This is a genomic window from Klebsiella sp. X13 (genome assembly GCF_003323835.1).
GTDB classification, from domain to species: domain Bacteria; phylum Pseudomonadota; class Gammaproteobacteria; order Enterobacterales; family Enterobacteriaceae; genus Klebsiella; species Klebsiella ornithinolytica.
Window position 1 is genome coordinate 240,670 of the sequence record NZ_CP030874.1, and the last position, 19,068, is coordinate 259,737.

At 57.3% G+C, this 19,068-nt stretch carries 14 protein-coding genes and 1 pseudogene; 10 read left to right on the top strand and 5 right to left on the bottom strand.

The window, feature by feature from the left end:
- Positions 1-4: 4 nt before the first annotated feature.
- From dppD to DSD31_RS01205, 9 genes and pseudogenes are all read left to right on the top strand, one after another.
- Complete coding sequence (gene dppD, locus DSD31_RS01165; protein ID WP_015585548.1) at positions 5-988, top strand: dipeptide ABC transporter ATP-binding protein; 984 nt, start codon at positions 5-7, stop codon at positions 986-988.
- A complete protein-coding gene (gene dppF / locus DSD31_RS01170; RefSeq protein ID WP_004868756.1) occupies positions 985-1,998 on the top strand; it encodes a dipeptide ABC transporter ATP-binding subunit DppF in 1,014 nt (337 codons plus the stop codon). Before dppD ends, dppF begins: the two co-directional genes overlap by 4 nt.
- A 496-nt stretch (positions 1,999-2,494) precedes the next feature.
- Entirely contained in the window at positions 2,495-3,109 is a 615-nt protein-coding gene (gene bcsO, locus DSD31_RS01175) for a cellulose biosynthesis protein BcsO (RefSeq protein WP_113990786.1), read from the top strand.
- A gap of 1 nt (position 3,110) precedes the next feature.
- Positions 3,111-3,903, top strand: a pseudogene (locus DSD31_RS01180) (cellulose synthase operon protein YhjQ/BcsQ).
- A gap of 19 nt (positions 3,904-3,922) precedes the next feature.
- Positions 3,923-6,034 (top strand): UDP-forming cellulose synthase catalytic subunit, encoded by a 2,112-nt coding sequence (bcsA, locus tag DSD31_RS01185; protein ID WP_004868748.1) that lies wholly within the window; start codon positions 3,923-3,925, stop codon positions 6,032-6,034.
- Positions 6,031-8,514, top strand: a complete 2,484-nt coding sequence (bcsB, locus tag DSD31_RS01190; RefSeq protein ID WP_065907215.1) for a cellulose biosynthesis cyclic di-GMP-binding regulatory protein BcsB — start codon at positions 6,031-6,033, stop codon at positions 8,512-8,514. The genes bcsA and bcsB overlap by 4 nt, the downstream gene beginning before the upstream one ends.
- Positions 8,511-12,563, top strand: a complete 4,053-nt coding sequence (locus DSD31_RS01195) for a cellulose biosynthesis protein BcsC (protein WP_004868743.1) — start codon at positions 8,511-8,513, stop codon at positions 12,561-12,563. The genes bcsB and DSD31_RS01195 overlap by 4 nt, the downstream gene beginning before the upstream one ends.
- Positions 12,563-13,039, top strand: a complete 477-nt coding sequence (gene bcsD, locus DSD31_RS01200; RefSeq protein WP_160873410.1) for a cellulose biosynthesis protein BcsD — start codon at positions 12,563-12,565, stop codon at positions 13,037-13,039. Before DSD31_RS01195 ends, bcsD begins: the two co-directional genes overlap by 1 nt.
- 11 nt (positions 13,040-13,050) lie before the next feature.
- The gene (locus DSD31_RS01205; protein ID WP_113990787.1) at positions 13,051-14,043 is read left to right on the top strand and encodes a glycosyl hydrolase family 8; all 993 of its coding nucleotides are present in this window, start codon (positions 13,051-13,053) and stop codon (positions 14,041-14,043) included.
- 59 nt (positions 14,044-14,102) lie between these two features.
- Here DSD31_RS01205 and map read toward each other — a convergent pair whose 3' ends face one another.
- From map to bcsE, 5 genes are all read right to left on the bottom strand, one after another.
- Positions 14,103-14,882 carry a type I methionyl aminopeptidase gene (map, locus tag DSD31_RS01210; protein WP_004868737.1) on the bottom strand — a complete coding sequence of 260 codons (780 nt, stop codon included), beginning with the start codon at positions 14,880-14,882 and terminating at the stop codon, positions 14,103-14,105.
- Positions 14,863-15,081 (bottom strand): ParD-like family protein, encoded by a 219-nt coding sequence (locus DSD31_RS01215; RefSeq protein ID WP_004868736.1) that lies wholly within the window; start codon positions 15,079-15,081, stop codon positions 14,863-14,865. Before DSD31_RS01215 ends, map begins: the two co-directional genes overlap by 20 nt.
- 210 nt (positions 15,082-15,291) lie before the next feature.
- On the bottom strand, positions 15,292-16,962 hold the full coding sequence (gene bcsG, locus DSD31_RS01220) for a cellulose biosynthesis protein BcsG (RefSeq protein ID WP_004868734.1): 1,671 nt from the start codon (positions 16,960-16,962) through the stop codon (positions 15,292-15,294).
- Complete coding sequence (gene bcsF / locus DSD31_RS01225; RefSeq protein ID WP_004868733.1) at positions 16,959-17,156, bottom strand: cellulose biosynthesis protein BcsF; 198 nt, start codon at positions 17,154-17,156, stop codon at positions 16,959-16,961. Before bcsF ends, bcsG begins: the two co-directional genes overlap by 4 nt.
- Complete coding sequence (gene bcsE / locus DSD31_RS01230; RefSeq protein ID WP_113990788.1) at positions 17,153-18,709, bottom strand: cellulose biosynthesis protein BcsE; 1,557 nt, start codon at positions 18,707-18,709, stop codon at positions 17,153-17,155. The genes bcsF and bcsE overlap by 4 nt, the downstream gene beginning before the upstream one ends.
- Positions 18,710-18,879: 170 nt before the next feature.
- Between bcsE and bcsR the strand changes: the two genes are divergently transcribed.
- Complete coding sequence (bcsR, locus tag DSD31_RS01235) at positions 18,880-19,068, top strand: cellulose biosynthesis protein BcsR (protein WP_004868728.1); 189 nt, start codon at positions 18,880-18,882, stop codon at positions 19,066-19,068.

Consider the following 19,068-nt stretch of genomic DNA (forward strand, 5'->3'; position numbering starts at 1 on the left):
CGAGATGGCGTTATTGAATGTGGATAAATTATCGGTGCACTTCGGCGACGAAGGGACACCGTTTCGCGCGGTAGACCGCGTGAGTTACAGCGTGAACCAGGGTGAAGTGGTTGGCATTGTCGGCGAGTCCGGCTCAGGTAAATCGGTCAGCTCACTGGCGATCATGGGGCTGATTGATTATCCCGGCCGCGTGATGGCGGATAAGCTGGAATTTAATGGCCGCGATCTGAAGCGTATTTCAGAAAAAGAGCGCCGCCAGCTGGTGGGGGCGGAAGTGGCGATGATCTTCCAGGACCCGATGACCAGCCTGAATCCGTGTTACACCGTCGGCTATCAGATTATGGAAGCCATTAAAGTACATCAGGGCGGAAATAAGAAAACCCGTATCCAGCGGGCGATCGATCTGCTGACGCTGGTTGGCATCCCTGACCCGGCATCGCGTCTTGATGTCTATCCGCACCAGCTTTCCGGCGGGATGAGCCAGCGCGTGATGATCGCCATGGCGATTGCCTGCCGGCCCAAGCTGCTGATTGCGGATGAACCGACCACCGCGCTGGATGTGACCATCCAGGCGCAGATCATTGAGCTGCTGCTGGAGCTGCAGCAAAAAGAGAACATGGCGCTGGTCCTGATCACCCACGATCTGGCGCTGGTGGCTGAGGCGGCACACAAAATTATTGTGATGTACGCCGGTCAGGTTGTGGAGACGGGCGATGCGAAGGATATCTTCCGCGCACCGCGCCATCCTTATACTCAGGCGCTGCTGCGCGCGCTGCCGGAGTTTGCCCAGGATAAAGCGCGGCTGGCGTCGCTGCCGGGCGTCGTGCCAGGGAAATATGACCGCCCCAACGGCTGTCTGTTAAACCCGCGCTGCCCCTATGCCACGGATAAGTGCCGCAGCGAGGAGCCTGAGCTGAACCGCGTCGACGGCGCCCGTCAGTCGAAATGCCACTACCCACTGGATGATGCCGGGAGGCCTACGCTATGAGTACCCATGAGGCCACCACGCAACAGTTCTTGTTGCAGGCCATTGATCTGAAAAAATATTACCCGGTGAAGAAGGGGCTGTTTGCGCCGGAAAGGCTGGTTAAGGCGCTGGACGGGGTCTCCTTTACCCTCGAACGCGGGAAAACGCTGGCGGTGGTTGGCGAGTCCGGCTGTGGAAAATCGACGCTGGGCCGTCTGCTGACGATGATTGAGATCCCGACCGGCGGCGAGCTTTACTATCAGGGTCAGGACTTATTAAAGCCAGACGCCACGGCGCAAAAGCTGCGTCGGCAGAAAATCCAGATTGTGTTCCAGAACCCCTACGGCTCGCTGAATCCGCGTAAGAAAGTGGGTCAGATTCTGGAAGAACCGTTGCAGATCAATACGTCGCTGAGCAAAGAACAGCGCCGTGAAAAAGCGCTGGCGATGATGGCGAAGGTCGGGCTGAAAACGGAGCATTACGATCGCTATCCGCACATGTTCTCCGGCGGTCAGCGGCAGCGCATCGCGATTGCCCGTGGTCTGATGCTGGACCCGGATGTGGTGATTGCCGATGAACCTGTCTCCGCGCTGGATGTGTCGGTCCGCGCGCAGGTGCTGAACCTGATGATGGATCTGCAGCAGGATATGGGGCTGTCGTATGTGTTCATCTCCCATGACCTGTCGGTCGTGGAGCACATTGCGGATGAAGTGATGGTGATGTATCTCGGCCGCTGCGTGGAGAAAGGGTCCAAGGATCAGATCTTCAACAATCCGCAGCATCCGTATACTCAGGCTCTGCTGTCGGCCACGCCACGCCTGAATCCGGACGATCGCCGCGAACGTATTAAGCTGACCGGCGAACTGCCGAGCCCGTTGAATCCGCCGCCGGGCTGCGCGTTTAACGCCCGCTGCCGCCGTCGTTTCGGCCCGTGTACCCAGCTACAGCCGCAGTTGAAAGATTACCGGGGTCAGCTGGTCGCCTGTTTTGCCGTTGACCAGGATGAAAATCAGCAAAAACAGCTCGCCTGATGTTCCCTGCTGCTGTCGAAGGCGTCAAAACTTTCGGCAGCAGCCGCTTATTATGCCCGGAGAAGAGTCAGGCTTGAGAAAGTACCTGACTGCTGTTTTTCGACTTAAATAATTAATTTGACCTATTTATACAACGATATAAAAAGTCTAAAATATATTCCATCACGCATCATAGTTATTTTGTTCTGCGCATTATCTAAAGATCAATTAGAGAAAAACCTGGTTATTTTAAGGGGGCGCTGAGCTCAGGTTTGGTGGGATCACAGGACCTCCTAAAAAATGGAGCTATCATTTCTTATAAGAAATGATAGGGTAACCGCAAAATTATCAGTGATTTACGCCACCTTGAACGATACTCCTCTACAACGTCATTGTATTGTTGGTCATTCTGACCAACTTAAGTTGATGAAAAACAATAAAATAAACTATGCTCTAAAGGCGTAGTATCAAAATAAAAACAGCTAAAATATTATTTATTAGAATCATGAGGTTATCCATGAACCATTATGATGATTTGCAGCGCTTCAAGGAAAAGACTCGTACGCAAAGTCTGGATTTCAAGGACCTTTCATCACACGCAGCCGCCAGAGAACAGGGAGATTGGGTTATTCTCAATCAGCTCTCTCCTGGGGAAGAAAAAGAATCCTCGCTGGCCATGGGAGGATCGGTATCGTTACCGATACCGCAGCCGGTGCCGACGGATATGTTTCATTGGGTCGAGGCAGAATCCGCGCACACGCCGCAACCAACGTCACCTGTAGCCCCGGCTCCGGTCATGCCACCCCCTGTCTCCGTTTCAGCGCCACATGACCCCCTTTCGGTTGCAGAACATACGTGGGCAGCAGAATCTGTGCCGGCAATGGCCGTACCCCATACGCCTGCTCCCGCTCCAGCCGCTGCGCCCGCTCCAGCCGCTGCGCCTGCTCCAGCCGTTGCGCCCGCACCAGCCGTTGCGCCTGCACCACCGGTAGCGGTTCGCCCGGTCGTGCCGTCTGCACAGGCGGCGGAAGGCTATGCTCATTTATTTGCGGCAAAAGCCGTTGAACCGGTGGCGAAAAATAAAGATCAGCCGCTGAAATCACTTTTAGAAAGGATTGCGACATGCCGTTGATCTGCGTGTGTTCTCCCAAAGGCGGCGTAGGAAAAACGACCCTCGCGGCAAATCTGGCCTATTCATTAGCTCGCGCAGGCAGCAAAGTCCTGGCGATCGATTTTGACGTGCAAAATGCGCTGCGTCTGCATTTTGGCGTCCCTCTTAGCGATGAGCGCGGCTATGTTGCGAAAGCGCTGGAGCTTCATGACTGGAGCCAGTGCGTACTGAGCGCGGGCAGCAATATTTTTGTCCTGCCGTATGGCGACGTCAGCGAGGCGCAGCATCAGGCTTTTGATGAACACCTTGCCACGGACGCCCATTTCCTCACCCGCGGGCTGGCGGCATTATTGAATTATCCCGGATTAATTATCATCGCCGACCTGCCACCCGGCCCTTCACCGGCGCTGACGGCCTTAACGCCGCTGGCCGATCTGCACCTGGTGCCGCTGCTGGCGGACACCGCCTCGATGTCGACCCTGTCGCACGTCGAAAAGCAGCGTTTAACCGGCGGTAAGCTAAACCACAAACTTGGGCACTTTTTCGTGCTGAATCAGAGTGATAACCGCCGTCAGGTCAGCCGTGACGTCACCGCTCTGATGGAGGATAAACTGGGCGATCGTCTGTTGGGTATTATCCATCGTGATGAGAGCGTCGTTGAAGCGAATGCTTCCCAGAAGTCGATTCTCGACTTTAGCTCTTCCTCTGCAGCCGCCTTTGATATTGAAATTATGGCAAAAAAAATCTCTGCGCTGTTGGGTATTAAAATTGGCGACGGCACGGTGCACAGCCAGCCTCGTATGTCAGGGCTTTAACTTATTGCAGGGCTGCTGAATGAAAAAGTCTCTTTTCTGGTTGCTGGCACTGGTGCTGTCGCCGATTGCCGTTCTGGTCATTATTACGCCGATGGACAGCCAAAAGCAGTATCTTTTTGGTCTGTTAAGTATCGGTATTCTGTTCTTAATGGGATTTAGCAAAAAGCGCAGTATTTCGGTCATTATGGTCGTGACTTCGCTGCTGATGTCTACCCGCTATATGTATTTTCGCCTGACGCAGACCCTGCATTTTAACTCCACCATTGAGACGGTGCTGGGGATGGGGCTGTTTCTGGCGGAAGTCTATATCTGGGTAATGCTGCTGCTGAACTACCTGCAAACGGTCTGGCCGCTGAAGCGAGAAATCGTCCCGCTGCCCGATGATATGAGCACGTGGCCGACGGTCGATATTTATATTCCCAGCTATAACGAACCGCTGGAAGTCGTGCGCGATACCGTGTTGGCTGCGCAGTGTATCGATTACCCGGCGGATAAAATGAAAATCTATCTGCTGGACGACGGGAAACGTAGCGAATTTGCGGTGTTCGCCGCCGATGTCGGCGTCGGCTATATCACCCGTAATGATAATAAACACGCCAAAGCGGGTAACCTGAACCACGCGATGACCCTGACTCAGGGAGAGCTGATTTGCGTCTTCGACTGTGACCACGTGGCGACCCGCGTGTTCCTGCAGGCGACGGTTGGTGGCTTCCTCAAAGACCCGATGCTGGCGCTGGTGCAGACCCCGCACTATTTCTATTCGCCGGACCCGTTTGAACGCAACCTCTCCGTCGGCCGCAACATCCCCAATGAAGGGATGCTGTTCTATGGCCCGATTCAGCAGGGCAACGATAACTGGAATGCGACCTTCTTCTGCGGCTCCTGCGCCGTAATTCGCCGTAAAGCGCTGGATGATATCGGGGGTTTTGCGGTGGAAACCGTGACCGAAGATGCGCACACCGCGCTTAAATTTCAGCGCCTGGGCTGGAAATCGTCGTTTCTCGATATTCCGCTGGCAGCGGGTTTAGCCACCGAGCGTTTAGTCGTGCACGTCATTCAGCGTACCCGCTGGGCGCGTGGGATGACGCAAATCTTCCGCCTCGATAACCCGCTCCTGGGCCGCGGGCTGACCTTCCAGCAGCGCCTGTGTTACCTCAGCGCCATGCTCTACTATCAGTTCGCCCTGCCACGGGTCGTGTTTGTCACCGCACCGTTAGCTTATCTGTTGTTTAACCTGAATATTATCTACTCCTCAGCGAGCCTGATTGTCTCGTATGCGCTCCCGCATCTGTTCCTTGCGATTTATGTCGGCTCGCGGATGAACGGCCGCTATCGCTACAGCTTCTGGGGGGAAATCTATGACATCGTGCTGGCATTCCATCTGGTGCTGCCGACGCTGGTGACGATGATTTTCCCCAAACGCGGTAAATTCAACGTGACCGACAAAGGGGGGCTGCTGGATGTGGGCTACTTCGACTTTACCGTCGTCAGGCCGCATCTGGTGGTGGCGTGTTTGCTCGCGGTTGGCGTGATTGTCGGTATTGTCAGGGCCATTGGCCATGACTATTTCGGCTCGGATCCTAACGTTATCGCGCTGAACGTTGGCTGGGGGCTGTACAGCCTGATCTTCCTGCTGGCGGCGATTGCCGTCGCGCGGGAAACCCGCCAGGTGCGGAAAACGATCCGTATCGACGTCAATATTCCGGTGTTGATTCATTACGCCAGCGGCATCGTGTCGCGTAGCCACACCGCAGACCTGTCGATGGGCGGATGCCGCATCGCGGTCCCGGACGATCGCCATCTGCAGGATGATATCGAAGAGATTGAGCTGATCCTGCAATCTGGTGCGATTTGTATTCCCGCCGAACAGGTGACCGCGGATGAAAACTTTATTCGCCTCAAGTTTGATGAAAATATTCCCCTCTCGCTGCGCCGTGAACTGGTGCGAGTGGTGCTGGCGCGCGCCGATGCATGGATTAATCCGCCGCGTCCGCAGGACAACCCGTTCCGGTCATTTTTCACCATCTTACGCTGCGTGTTTGAACTGTTCTGGCTGAGCTGGAAAACACGACGCGGCCGTCGCCAGCAGAAACCTGTCGCCAGTACCGCGCAGGAGGATGGCCAATTATGAAGCGATTAACCACGCTTGCGCTGCTGGCCGGCATGTTTTCCATACCGGCGCTGCACGGTGAAGAGGCGCCGGCCGATCGTTCTGCGCCGCTGAATTTCCCGTTACCGGGCGCGACCACGGGCGGCCTTCCCGCCGATGAGTCGGCGTCGACCGCCGCAGCGGAGTCGTCGGCCGCAGCGGAGGTTCCGGTGAACTCAGAACCCGCTGTCGCGTCCGAGTCGTCGACCGCATCGACACCCACGACAGCAGAACCCGCGGCGGCGGATCCGGCCGCCTCGCTCCCCGTCATGCCACCGCCGACTCATACGGCAATGCCGGATGTGGCGCCGTTAACGCCGGTGGTCGGGGGCAGTCTTAATCTGGCTCAAATGGGGATGCCGGATGGCATTATCCTCAGCGGCGGCCAACAGCAGGGCGGCGCGGGGTTTACGCTGCCTTCAGACCAGGTGGTGACCCATGCCGAGCTGATGCTGGATGTTCAGGTCTCGCCGGATATGGCCACCCGCAACGCCACGCTGCAATTGATGCTCAACGGCCAGCCTTTAGGCACGGTGCCGCTGGGCACCGACGGGGCGGACGTTTCTCACTATCAGCTGGATATTCCGGCGGCGCTAATGGTCTCCAGCAACAACCTGAGCTTTAAGGTGAATGATGGCGACAACATGCAGTGCCAGCTCAACATGCATGACACGTCGGGCGTCACGATTTTACCGGCTTCGCGTTTTAACTGGGAAAGCCAGCCGCTGAATCTCAGCAACGATTTGAGTCACTTCCCGCGTCCATTCTTCGACAGCATGCAGATGACCCCGGCGGACATCGCGGTGGCCTACCCGGAGAAATCGGGAGCGGATATCTTCAGCGCCGCAGCGCTGCTCTCGTCGTGGCTGGGTATTCAGGCGGATTATCGCGGGATTGCTTTTAGCGCGCTGCGCGACCGTTTACCGGAGCGTCACGGTATTATTATCGGCCATCCGGGTGACCAGGTCGGCGGGCTGACGCTGCCGCAAACCGATAAACCGCTGCTGCAGATTGTCGATAACCCGGGTAACCCCACCTACAAACTGCTGCTGATCGTCGGGCAGAATGATGCGGCGCTGCGTGCGGCAGCCTGGCGGCTGACCCGCGGTAATATTGCCGCGCAGACCGCGAGCCTGAGCGTGGATCCGCAGGCGATCCCGATCGGCAAGCCGTATGATGCCCCGCGCTGGATCCCAACCGATCGGCCGGTAAAAATCAGCGAGCTGCTGCGTAAAGATCAGAGTATGACCGTAAACGGCGTCTGGCATGAACCGCTGCGCGTGGCTTTCCGCGCGGCGCCGGACCTCTATCTGTGGGACGGGGAAACCATTCCCTTGCAGATTGGCTACCGTTTCCCGTCGGAAAACTGGATTAATGAGGAGCAGTCGTTATTAAGCGTGACGCTCAATAACACTTTCCTGCACAACCTGCCGCTGAACAAGCAGGGGCCGCTGGAGAAATTATGGCGTCATCTGGGCGGCGACGTGCGTCAGGAGCGGTTTACCATTCCGCTGGCGCCGTATCTGATTTACGGGGATAACCAGCTGTCGCTCTATTTCAACGTGGTGCCGAAACAAAACGCCCCCTGTTCGGTGGTGCTTAATAACAATATCAAGAGCCGGATTACCGATGATTCGTGGATTGATTTGAGCAATACGCGACACTTCTCGCTGCTGCCGAATCTCTCCTATTTCGTCGGCGCTTCGTTCCCGTTCTCGCGGCTGGCGGACTATTCACAAACCACGCTGCTGCTGGCGGAAAAACCGTCGGAAACGCAGGTCGCTACGCTGTTAAACCTCGCCGCCCGATCGGGTAATGCCACCGGCACGGCGCTGGCGAACAACCGCGTTGTTTTAGGCATCCCCAGCGGTGGCGCCGGCCTTCAGTACCTGCACAATCGCGATGTGCTGGCGGTCAGCGCCCTCGATCAGAAAACGTTTAACCAGCGCTTGTTAGAAGATTCTCCTTATTATCAGGCGGATAATCAGCTGGGCGTACGCGAGTCGGGACTGAGTTCAAAAGTACAGCGGTGGCTGGCCGGCGACTGGACATCCGCCAGCCTGGATGCCGATCGCTATCTCTCTTCCAGCAGCGCCTGGCGCGGCTTTATCAGCTACCGTTCACCGTGGAATCCACAGCGCACGGTGGTGGTGGCGATGGCCAGCAACGATGATCAGCTGACGAAGCTGAAAAGCGACCTTGATTCACCGCGAATCAACGCCGGTATCCGCGGCGATACGGCGGTTATCACCAGCGATAATGGGGTTCGCAGCTTCCAGGTGAGTACGCCATTCCCGAGCGGGCAGATGCCGTGGTACATGATGGCCGTTTGGTATGCCAACCAGCACTCCGGTCTGCTTGCGCTGCTGGGACTGCTTGCGACAACGATCATCGGCCTGGCGCTTACCGCCATGTTTAAACGCCATGCACGCAAGCGCCTGAGTTCGGGGGATAGCCAATGAAACGAGCCATTAAAATGAACAGCAGGGCGACCCGCAGATTATCCACGTTTTGCCTGTCCGGCGCGCTGACCCTCGGCACCCTCGGTGATGCCATGGCTGCGGGGAATGATGCCGCATTGCAGGCGCTGTTTGCCCAGGCGAACTACTGGCACGAAAAATCGCACGATGAGCTGGCGATGGAATCGCTGCAGAAAGTTCTGTTGGTTGATGCCAATAACACGCAGGCCATGTATCTGATGGCGCTGTGGGCGCAGCAGGGCGGCGACCTTCAGGCGGCGGCCCAGTGGCGGGCGCGGTTGGCGAAAGTGTCGCCAGAGAGCCCAAACCTGCAGGAGCTGGATAATGCCAAAAAAATGGCGCAGGTGCCGCAGGGGCAGCTGAGTCTGGCCAGACAGCAGGCGCGCAGCGGCAATATTCCGGCTGCGCTGACGACCTGGCGCAGCATGTTCAACGGCAACACCCCGCCACCGGGGCTGGCCGGTGAGTACTACATGACCATGGCCAGCGACAAAGCGCTCTATCCCCAGGCGGTCAGCGAACTGCGTCAGTACGTGGCGCGGTATCCGCAGGAGAACGCCCCGCGCGTGGCTTTAGGTAAGGCGTTGACCTGGCGGGAAGATACCCGGCGGGAAGGGATTTCAATCCTGGAATCGATGGCCAGCGGCAGTAAAGATGCCGACAGCGGTCTACGCCAGGCGCTGCTGTGGCTGGGGCCGCAGGAGGGCGATCGGGCGTTTTACGATACCTGGATGCAGCGTCACCCGCAGGATACCGAAGTACAGAATTACTATCGTCAGCGGATAAGCGGCCAGGCGCGCGGTCAGGGGTTCGTTAACCTGAATAGCGGCAATACCGCGGCGGCGAAGCAGCAGTTTGAACAAGTGCTGCAAACCAACCCGCAGGATGCGGACGCGCTGGCCGGGATGGGATATATCGCCCAGCGCAACGGTGACTTCCAGGCCGCATCGCAATATTTAAGCCGGGCGGCGGATCTCGGCGGTAATGATTCAGCGGCGCGCCGTCAGCAGGCGGCGGACGCGCTATTCTATGGGCAGCTGGCCCAGGCTCAGCAGGCGTACAAGCAGGGCAATATTAGCCAGGCGCTGGCGCTCTCTGCTCCGCTGGCCCAGCAGAGCGGGACGCGCGGCACATCGGCCAAACTGTTCCGTGCCGATGTATTGCGTCATAACAAAGATCTCCCTCAGGCCGAACAAACGCTGCGCTCGCTGCTCAGCGAGCAGCCGCAAAATGGCCCGGCGCGCGAGAACCTTTACTACATCCTGCGCGAGCAAAATAAAACGGCGGAAGCGCAGGCGATGTTACGCACGCTGCCGGAGAGTTTGCAGCAAAAACTGCAGCCGCGCATCGTGACCGGTATGCCGGGAGATTCGCTTCGTCGCCAGGCGCAGGAGCAGGCCAACAGCGGCAACGTCAGCGGCGCTATCGCGACATTGCGCCAGGGGGTCTCCCGCTATCCGGATGACGCCTGGATGCGCCTCGACTTAGCCCGGCTACTGCAAAAATCCGGCAATGACAGCGAGGCCGCGTCAACGATGGCCGCCGCCTATCGTCCCGGCGCCAGCAGTAACGCCCTCTATGCCGCCGCGCTGTTTGCCAGTGAGAACGGCGGCTGGCAGCAGGCGCAGACGCTGCTGGGGCGGATTCCCGCCGCCAGCCAGACCAGCCAGATGCGCGACCTGCGTCAGCGGGTAAACTACAACCTGCAGCTGACCACCGCGCAAGATTATCTCGCCCAGGGCAATACGGTGGCGGCGTCCAATACCCTGAAAGCGATGTCGGCCACGCCGCCAAAATCACCGGCTGACGTGGGGAAACTGGCGCGATTGCTGGCGCAGAGCGGCGATGTTTCCACGGCGGTAACGCTGGTGCGCAACAATATCAGCGGCGGAATCACGGGGAACGCCGGCGACTATGCCGATCAGGTGGCGGTCCTCAACCAGGCGGGGCTGACCAATGAAGCGCAGACGCTGCTGTCGAACCCGCAGCTGCAGGCTGGCAGCACGCCAACGCAGCTGGCGAGTATCCGCAACGGCTATGTGATCAACGAAGCCGATCGACTGCGGGAGCAGGGCAACTACGCCGCGGCGTATGACAAGCTGATGGGGGCGATGCAAAGCGATCCGCAGAATACCGATCTGATGTTCGCGATGGCGCGCCTCTACCAGAGCGGCAAAATGAACAAAGAAGCCGGGGTGGTCTATGACTACCTGATGACCCGCGATACGCCGGATCAGGCGGCGCGATCCGGCGCTATCGATGTTGCGCTGTCGTCCGGCGATAACGACCGGGCGGAACAGCTGGCCGGCGGATTGCGTCAGGACAATACACCGGATCGCCTGCTGCTGCTGGCGCGCGTCGCGGAAGCGCAGGGACACCATCAGCAGGCGATGACGTATCTGCGCAGCGCGCGCGGCAAACTGCTGGGGCTGCAGAGCAGCAACAGCGCACAAACGCCCACCGTTGGCGGCGTGCTGGCGGCGGATAACCCCTTTGTGGGCGTCTCCCGCACGCCGTCCACGACGCGAACGGCATCGGCTTACGGCCAGTATATGCCATGGCAGGTTGCCCAGGTGTCAACTGGCAGCGGAACCACGCTGCCCGGCATCCAACGTCCCGATCTTCCGGTGGAGACCGCGCAAACCCGCATGCTGCGTCAGGTCGATACCATGATGGAGTCGTTGCAGGAGAAAACCGGCACCTGGCTCCAGGGGGGAATGGAGGTGCGTGGGCGCGACGGTGAATCCGGGACCAGTAAGCTGACCGAGATGAAAACGCCGCTGACCTGGTCTTCATCGCCGTTTGGCGACTCGCGTTTTGACTTTACCGTGACGCCGATTTCGCTGAATGCCGGCACCGCCAGCGGCGACGCCTGGCGGCGCTACGGCGCGAATCCGCTCTCCAATGCGGTGTCCAACATGATTTCCACTGCCACCAGCGAACAGGCGGCGATTGCGGCGATGACGGATACGGAGCGCACGGCGTACTTTGCCAGCAATCCGGGGGCCGAAGCCTTAAGTTCGCTGGGGACGCTGAATGCGGCAGACTTTAACGCCACGACCAGCAGCGGGATGGAGAATCTGGCGAAACTTGGCGCCTATGACTCCGGACAGGTCGCCAGCTATCTGGCCTCTTCCAGCCAGAAACCGAATGTCGATCAGACCAGCGGTTCGACGGATTCGCAGAAGGCGAATGGCGTCGAATTAGCCCTGGCGCTGAGCGGCGATGATTATCGCGTGGATATCGGCAGCACGCCGTTGGGCCAGGATCTCAACACCGTAGTCGGGGGGGTGAAATGGTCGCCGAAACTCACCAACTACCTGTCATTGATCTTCACCGGTGAGCGCCGTTCGTTGACCGACAGCCTGCTCTCTTACGTGGGGCTGAAAGATAGCTACTCCGGGAAAACCTGGGGGCAGGTGACGAAAAACGGCGGCACCCTGCAGCTCAGCTACGATGATGGCGACGCCGGTTTCTACGTCGGCGGCGGGGGCTACAGCTACATTGGCAGCGACGTGGCCAGCAACACCAGTGTCAACGCCAATGCCGGGGTCTATCTGCGGCCTTATCATGATGAATATCGCCAGCTGCAGGCCGGTTTGAGTATGAGCTACATGGATTACTCGAAGAACCTGAGCTACTTCACCTATGGTCAGGGGGGCTACTTCAGCCCGCAAAACTACGTGAGCGTTTCGCTGCCGGTTAACCTGACCGAGAAGTATGACAACTGGACCATGAAGCTCGGTGGCTCGGTGGGGTATCAATCCTATAGTCAGGATAAGAGCGCCTACTTCCCGACCAATTCCGAATGGCAGCAGACCCTGGAGACCGCGGTAGCCAACGGTTTTGCCAAAGAGGCGTACTATTCAGCGACCTCGAAGAGCGGCATCGGCTACACGCTGCGCGCCGGGGCGGATTACAAGGTGAACAAACAGATGACGCTGGGCGGCCAGATTGGCTACGACACCTTCGGTGATTACAACGAGAGTACCGCCGGTCTCTATATCCGCTATATGTTGGGAGATAACTGATCATGACGGACAAAAACAACGCGGAAGTCATGGCCTGGTTTCAACAGCAGCAAACCCCCGCGGGATGGTTTGATCTGCTGCTCATTATGATTGACGGGATGCTGAACAATGCCGGCGAGCTGGAGAGCCAGCCATTTTTACGTCAGATGGGTGAAGCCCTGGCCGATCGCTACCCGCTGCCCGAGTCAGAAACCGTCGGTCAGTTGGAGGCCAATATCAACCAGCTGCTCAGCCGCTTTCAGTGGGGCGTCGTCAGCGTGGATGTGGGCGATGACGGCCTGCGCTTACGTCATCGCGCGCTGCCGGTGAGTCGTGACGATGCGCGCCGCGTGCGCTGGTGCAATGCATTTTGTGCCATACTCGAGGGGCTTTATTCTCGCTGGCTACAGGGACAAGGGGGCGGTGCACATGTGGTGTTACAGCGTGAGCGGTTGTTCTCGGTGTCTGATGTTCAGTTCCTCTACTTCCATCCATAACGGGTGAACATATGTCTTTGCGTGTTGTAATCGCAGTCATGGTGACGATGGTGCTGCTGCCCCGCGCGTGGGCAGACACCGCCTGGGAAAGCTATAAATCGCGTTTTATGATGGCTGACGGGCGCATTGTGGATACGGGCAACGGTAACGTTTCGCATACCGAGGGGCAGGGATTCGCGATGCTGCTGGCGGTGGCGAAAAACGATCGGCCGGCCTTCGACAAGCTATGGCAATGGACCGATAAAACGCTACGCAATAAAGACAACGGGCTCTTTTACTGGCGCTATAACCCTGTGGCGCCGGACCCTATTGCCGATAAGAACGATGCCACCGACGGCGATACCCTGATTGCATGGGCGCTGCTGCGCGCACAGCAGCAGTGGGAGGACAAATCCTACGGTAACGCGTCTGATGCCATTACCGCATCGCTGCTGAAAAATACGGTGGTGACCTTTGCCGGCTATCAGGTCATGCTGCCTGGCGCCAAAGGCTTCAACCGCAACGACCATCTCAATCTTAACCCCTCCTACTTTATCTTCCCGGCATGGCAGGCGTTTGCCGCGCGCACGCATCTGATCGCCTGGCGTAAGCTGCAAAGCGACGCTCAGGCGCTGCTGGGCAAAATGGCATGGGGCAAAACCCAGCTCCCTACCGACTGGGTTGCGCTGAAAGCTGACGGTAAGATGGAGCCGGCGAAAGAGTGGCCGCCGCGGATGAGCTATGACGCGATTCGTATCCCGCTGTATCTCACCTGGGCCAATCCACAGAGCCCGCTGCTGACGCCGTGGAAAAACTGGTTCCAGAGCTATCCGCGGCTGCAAACGCCAGCGTGGATTAACGTCAGCACCAATAACGTCTCTCCGTGGTTTATGACCGGCGGCCTGCTGGCGGTGCGCGATCTGACCATGGGCGAGACGCCGGAGGATCCGCAAATTACCGTCCAGGATGATTACTACTCCGCCAGCCTGAAACTGCTGGTCTGGCTGGCAGGGCGCGATCGGTAATTTTAGCGCCTTCGCCAGGCGCTATGGCTTGCTGAAGGCGATATCGACAGCGGAACGGCTCAGAACGGGATAATTTCGTCCTGGCGTAGCGTCAGGACTTCTACGCCGTCGGCGGTAACGGCGACGGTGTGTTCCCACTGCGCCGAGAGCTTCTTATCGCGGGTCACTACGGTCCAGCCATCCTTCTTGATTTTTGTCCGGCTATCGCCCTGATTGACCATCGGTTCGATGGTAAAAACCATCCCCTCTCGCAGCACGGCGCCTTCACCCGGCTTGCCGTAGTGCAGCACCTGGGGCTCTTCGTGCATCTCCTGCCCGACACCGTGACCGCAATACTCCCGCACGACGCTGTAGCCGTTGCTTTCGACATAGCTCTGAATCGCATGGCCGATATCACCCAGCGTGGCGCCGGGCCTGACCACCTTGATACCTTTCCACATCGCTTCGTACGTTTTCTTCACCAGTCGACGGGCCAGCGGCGAAACGTCGCCGATTAAGTACATTTTGCTGGAGTCCGCAATCAGGCCATCTTTTTCCAGCGTAATGTCGACGTTGACGATCGCGCCTGACTTCAGATGCTCCGTTTCTTTTGGCATGCCGTGGCACACCACTTCATTCACCGACGTATTTAAGACGAAAGGATAATCATATTGCCCTTTGCTGGCCGGTCGGGAATGGAGCTGGTTGACGATAAAATCTTCCGCCAGGTTGTTGATTTCCATGGTGGTTATGCCGGGCTGAATATGTTTATCCAGCATGTCGAACACCGAGGCCAGCAGCGCGCCTGCCCGGCGCTGTCGGGCTAATTCGTCCGCCGTTTTAATGGGAATTGATGGCATTGATCACCTCCAGTAAACGATCGGATCCCGATTTAAGCATCATCATCTTGATTTGCTGGTGGTTAAGCTCCGGGTAGAGTTCGCTCATCATCCCCAGCCGAATCCAGTATTCCGCCTGAGCATTCACTGAGCGTGACATGGCCTTGCTGGCGTCGCGGATGTCGTCATGCAGCAGGTCGGAGATTTTTACGATTCCCATATATATGTTCCGTAATGATTCATATATATATCGTATATCCCCGGGCGGACGCTGTCACGGCGTTTTTGCCGGCGGCGGTCGTCCGGAGTGCGCCATCAGAGATAGCGACCCTGGGTGGTGATTGGAGTTTTCAGCGGGGAATTCGCGAGGGGCAGTTGACCTGCTGGCGTATCATGGCCGCAGGGAACGCCCCTGCGGCCATTGGCGGGATTACTGCGGGTACGGTACCCAGCTTCCGCCGTTCAGCTGAACGTAAGGTTTCCCCTGGTACTGCACAACGATGGCGTTGGCGTTTTCCGATACCGCGGCGCTTTGCGGCAGGTTGGCGGTGTACTGCTGCCAGTCCACGTTATCTTCGGTAAACATCTTGCCGTCCAGCGCGCGAACCACCAGCTCCGACACGGCCAGGTAACTGGTCGGCTGGTCGATAATCAGCGGGGCCCCCTGATGCGGTGCCTTCATCCCGAAGAATTTCACCGCCGTCGGCACGTCGGTAATGGACGGGCTCGGGATATCGCGCAGGCCAGAAACCTGCATTTTGTCGCCCTTCAGCGCGCCGCCGTGCTCCGGTACGACCACGACCATCACTTTACGGCCCGATTTTTCCAGCTCGGTAAAGAAGTTATCCAGCTCGTCGAAGAGTTTCTGCGCGCGAACTTTATAATCCGCCGTTTTGCTCTGGCCCGGGAAGTGGTTGCCGTCGTGCAGCGGCAGGATGTTGTAGAAGGTGGCGTTGCGGGCGTTACCCTGTTTATTTTCGGTTTCCAGCCAGCGGTTGAGGGTCGCTAAGTCGTCATAGACCGGCGAGCCATCAAAAGCCTGCAGGCTGACCGGCAGCCCCGTTTGATCCATCAGCGGACTTTGCATCCCGCCTAAGCTACGCAGCTCTTTCAGGAAGTCGCCGAACTGACCGTTATGGCCGAGCATCAGCTGTTGGGTAAAGCCGAGTTTGGCCAGATTTTCGAACAGGTAACAGTCGTTGCCCGACGGTTGATAGAGGTTCGAATGCGACAGCTGGCCGCAGCTTGCGCGCAGCAGCCGTACCGCCGCCGGGCCGCTGTAGGAGGTCGCCGAGTTAAAGTTTTTGAACACAATATCAAAATGCTTCCACAGCGGATGATCCATCAGCCCGGCGGCTTCGATATCGGACCACGACAGCGAGCAAATGTTGATAACCAGCAGGTCAAACGGCTGGGCATCGGCCGGAAGCCGATCCGGGAACGGCGTTTTGCGCTTCTGCTCTGCGGCGTAAAACGCGTTCAGCCAGTTGGTCAAATTCGCCGAGGTGGGCGGTTCGGTCTGTGCCGGAATATCGCCGCTGGCGGCAGAGGTGCCCGCCGGGGCCGCCGTCGTGGTTGCGGTCTTCACGGTGGTCGCCGCTGCCGTCGGCTGGCCCGCAGGCCATAACGTAAAGGCCGGAAGCAGTGGGCTGACCGCCAGCCACACCATAATGGCGGAGACCACTACCGTGACGCGCAGCCACTGGCTGATGAACATCCACAGAACCAGCAGCAGGAAGAAGGCGCCGACCATATTCCAGTTAATAAAGCGGGTGACCAGGTCCCAGATATAAGTGGCGCTGAAGCCAGCAAGCTGCGAACCCTGGCTGAAAATACTTTCCGGCCCCGGTAGCCAGGTATCATGCCAGAACAATCCGATGCCGATCGGAATAGCAATCCAGTGCCGCAGACGGTGCAGTTTATATTTCGGCAGCGGGACCAGTAAAAACGCGAGAAAGACCAGGTTGAGCATGGGATGAAAATTAAGATATCCCGCCCAAAGCAGCGCAAACTTCACCAGGAAGTAAAAATTCCAACCGGCCAGGCCACGCCAGTATTGCCAAAGCGGCAGCGGCGTCGCATTTGTTTTTGGATTCGTCATTTATTCAGTTTGCCTTGCTGAGTTGTTGCTTCCCGGCGTAATACGCCAGCCGGTTTGACATAACGAGGTTTAAAGAACATTAAGCGTAAGGTGGTGCGAATTCGACGCTGATAATGGCGCGTCAGGTATCCCAGCGGAAAAAACAGCAGGGCACAGAGTACGATCAGCTGAAGAATATCACTGATGGACATCATGACGTTTTCTCCCTGTCGGTAGACAAACGATGCGGCTGCGGAATGCGTCGCCAGCTGCGTCCGTCATGGGCCGCGTTAATGGGGTTGTTTTTCTCCATCGTAATAGGCAGCGGCGTGTTCCACTGCGCCGGCGAAATACCCCGCATCAGCCCAATTTCCGCCGTGATTTGTTTATCTTCAAACCAGACCATGCGGTTGGAAAAAATATCGCCAGTGGGCAACGGGAAAATATGGTTTAGCGCGGTGTCCAGGTCATTGACGCGACAAAACGACAGGAACAGTACTAATCGGTTGTTACCGATCGTCATGATATCGCCCATACGGTTCGGCCGGCACAGGGTCAGCGCTTGCTCGACGCGCAGCCCCGGCGCCGGGCGCAGCGCCACCATCACGCCCTTGCTGTCCGCAGGCAGCATGGTGTTGGCCATAATGTTATGTACCGCGGCGCAGAAATCCCCCCACTTTTGGTAGCCGCGTAGTTTGAGCGGCTGACTCCAGGTCAGCAGGGTGGCGAACTCTTCCGGAATATGGCGGGTGAACTTTTGTTTTTGCACGCTTTCCACTAGCGTCAGGCAGCGGGAAAGCGGTGCGCTGAAGGGGATCACCATATTCGCGCCGCTGCTGAGCAGCAGTCGCTCATCGGTGGTACGCAGGCTGGGGAGCTGTTCGCGCACCACAATTTTCAACGCGCTGCCGCGTTGCCGGCGCAGCGTGTGAATATAGCGACCCAGCTGCTCAATCTGTTCGTTCTGGGTCACGGAAAATAACAACGTTGCCGCCTGCGCGGTGCGGGCGGCATTAAACACGCCGTCATTGGTATCAAACAGCGTCCAGTATTCAGACAGGGCAGGCGCGCCTTCGAGGACTCGCAGGTTACTCAGGATAACCTTCTCATCGCTGCGCGGCTGCACCGTGGCCTCTTCTTCTTCTGCCAGTCGCCAGCCGTCGTCATCCTGGATTACCGTCAGCTGCTGCTGTGCGCTCATTCCTTTTTCGCTGCCCCACCAGGCAATATCAAACAGAAAACTATCGCCCTGATAACGAATGCTCGCCAGCCCGGAAAGGGCGCGGTACTCGTGTAATAATGGCGAAAGCTGCTTGTCTATATCATTATCGGAATTAAGAATTAATAACGAACACTTATGATATTTAGCCCATTGGTGAGATTTTTCAACCCATGCGCTTATTTTCTCACTTTTTATGTTTTTCCATGCATTTTCGGCACACAGCAAAATAAAAAAGTAATTGGCCGGATCGACCGAGCAGAGTAAATCACGATGCATTTCTTCCAGCCCTGCCGTCAGGTCAGGCATGCTGAATAATGCCACTTTTTTCGGGCCGCAATCTTTTTTTAATGATATGATTTTATTTGGTTTCTCACCCATGACGATGGCGGCGACTTTGCACTCTTTATCCTGGGCCGCCAGGGTTTGATTGAGCAGGCTTACCGCGTCAGGATAGCGATCGACGTTAAGCCACCACACGCCCCCGACGGGCATATGACAGACCTCGTCCCATAATGATGAAATACCTAAAGTATAAACGATATTCACGTCGTTCCTCGTCAGCCCTGATTCATACTGGATCAGTTTACTAGCGAAAGCGTCAGAGTAAACCTAACATTGAATTTAAAGGGTATCAGTTTTAGCATATATAGGTGAGTTAAGACTGAGCCTATTATACATCGGGTTTTATTTATGTGTTTTTTTGAATGGACAGCGAAATGCCGGGAAAAGAGCCTTCAGTACCCTCAGATGCAACGCTGGGTTATACCTTTCAAAATGATTTCCTGGCGTTAAGCCGGGCATTTTCCCTGCCCGAAATTGATTACCACGACATTTCCCGGCGCGAGCAGTTAGCCGCGGCGCTGAAACGCTGGCCACTATTGGCGGAACTCGCAGAGAAAAAGTAA

Coding starts and splice junctions, on each gene's coding strand:
- dppD (WP_015585548.1), top strand. CDS start 5: ATGGCGTTATTGAATGTGGATAAATTATCGGTGCACTTCGGCGACGAA.
- dppF (WP_004868756.1), top strand. CDS start 985: ATGAGTACCCATGAGGCCACCACGCAACAGTTCTTGTTGCAGGCCATT.
- bcsO (WP_113990786.1), top strand. CDS start 2,495: ATGAACCATTATGATGATTTGCAGCGCTTCAAGGAAAAGACTCGTACG.
- bcsA (WP_004868748.1), top strand. CDS start 3,923: ATGAAAAAGTCTCTTTTCTGGTTGCTGGCACTGGTGCTGTCGCCGATT.
- bcsB (WP_065907215.1), top strand. CDS start 6,031: ATGAAGCGATTAACCACGCTTGCGCTGCTGGCCGGCATGTTTTCCATA.
- DSD31_RS01195 (WP_004868743.1), top strand. CDS start 8,511: ATGAAACGAGCCATTAAAATGAACAGCAGGGCGACCCGCAGATTATCC.
- DSD31_RS01205 (WP_113990787.1), top strand. CDS start 13,051: ATGTCTTTGCGTGTTGTAATCGCAGTCATGGTGACGATGGTGCTGCTG.
- map (WP_004868737.1), bottom strand. CDS start 14,882: ATGCCATCAATTCCCATTAAAACGGCGGACGAATTAGCCCGACAGCGC.
- DSD31_RS01215 (WP_004868736.1), bottom strand. CDS start 15,081: ATGGGAATCGTAAAAATCTCCGACCTGCTGCATGACGACATCCGCGAC.
- bcsG (WP_004868734.1), bottom strand. CDS start 16,962: ATGACGAATCCAAAAACAAATGCGACGCCGCTGCCGCTTTGGCAATAC.
- bcsF (WP_004868733.1), bottom strand. CDS start 17,156: ATGATGTCCATCAGTGATATTCTTCAGCTGATCGTACTCTGTGCCCTG.
- bcsR (WP_004868728.1), top strand. CDS start 18,880: ATGCCGGGAAAAGAGCCTTCAGTACCCTCAGATGCAACGCTGGGTTAT.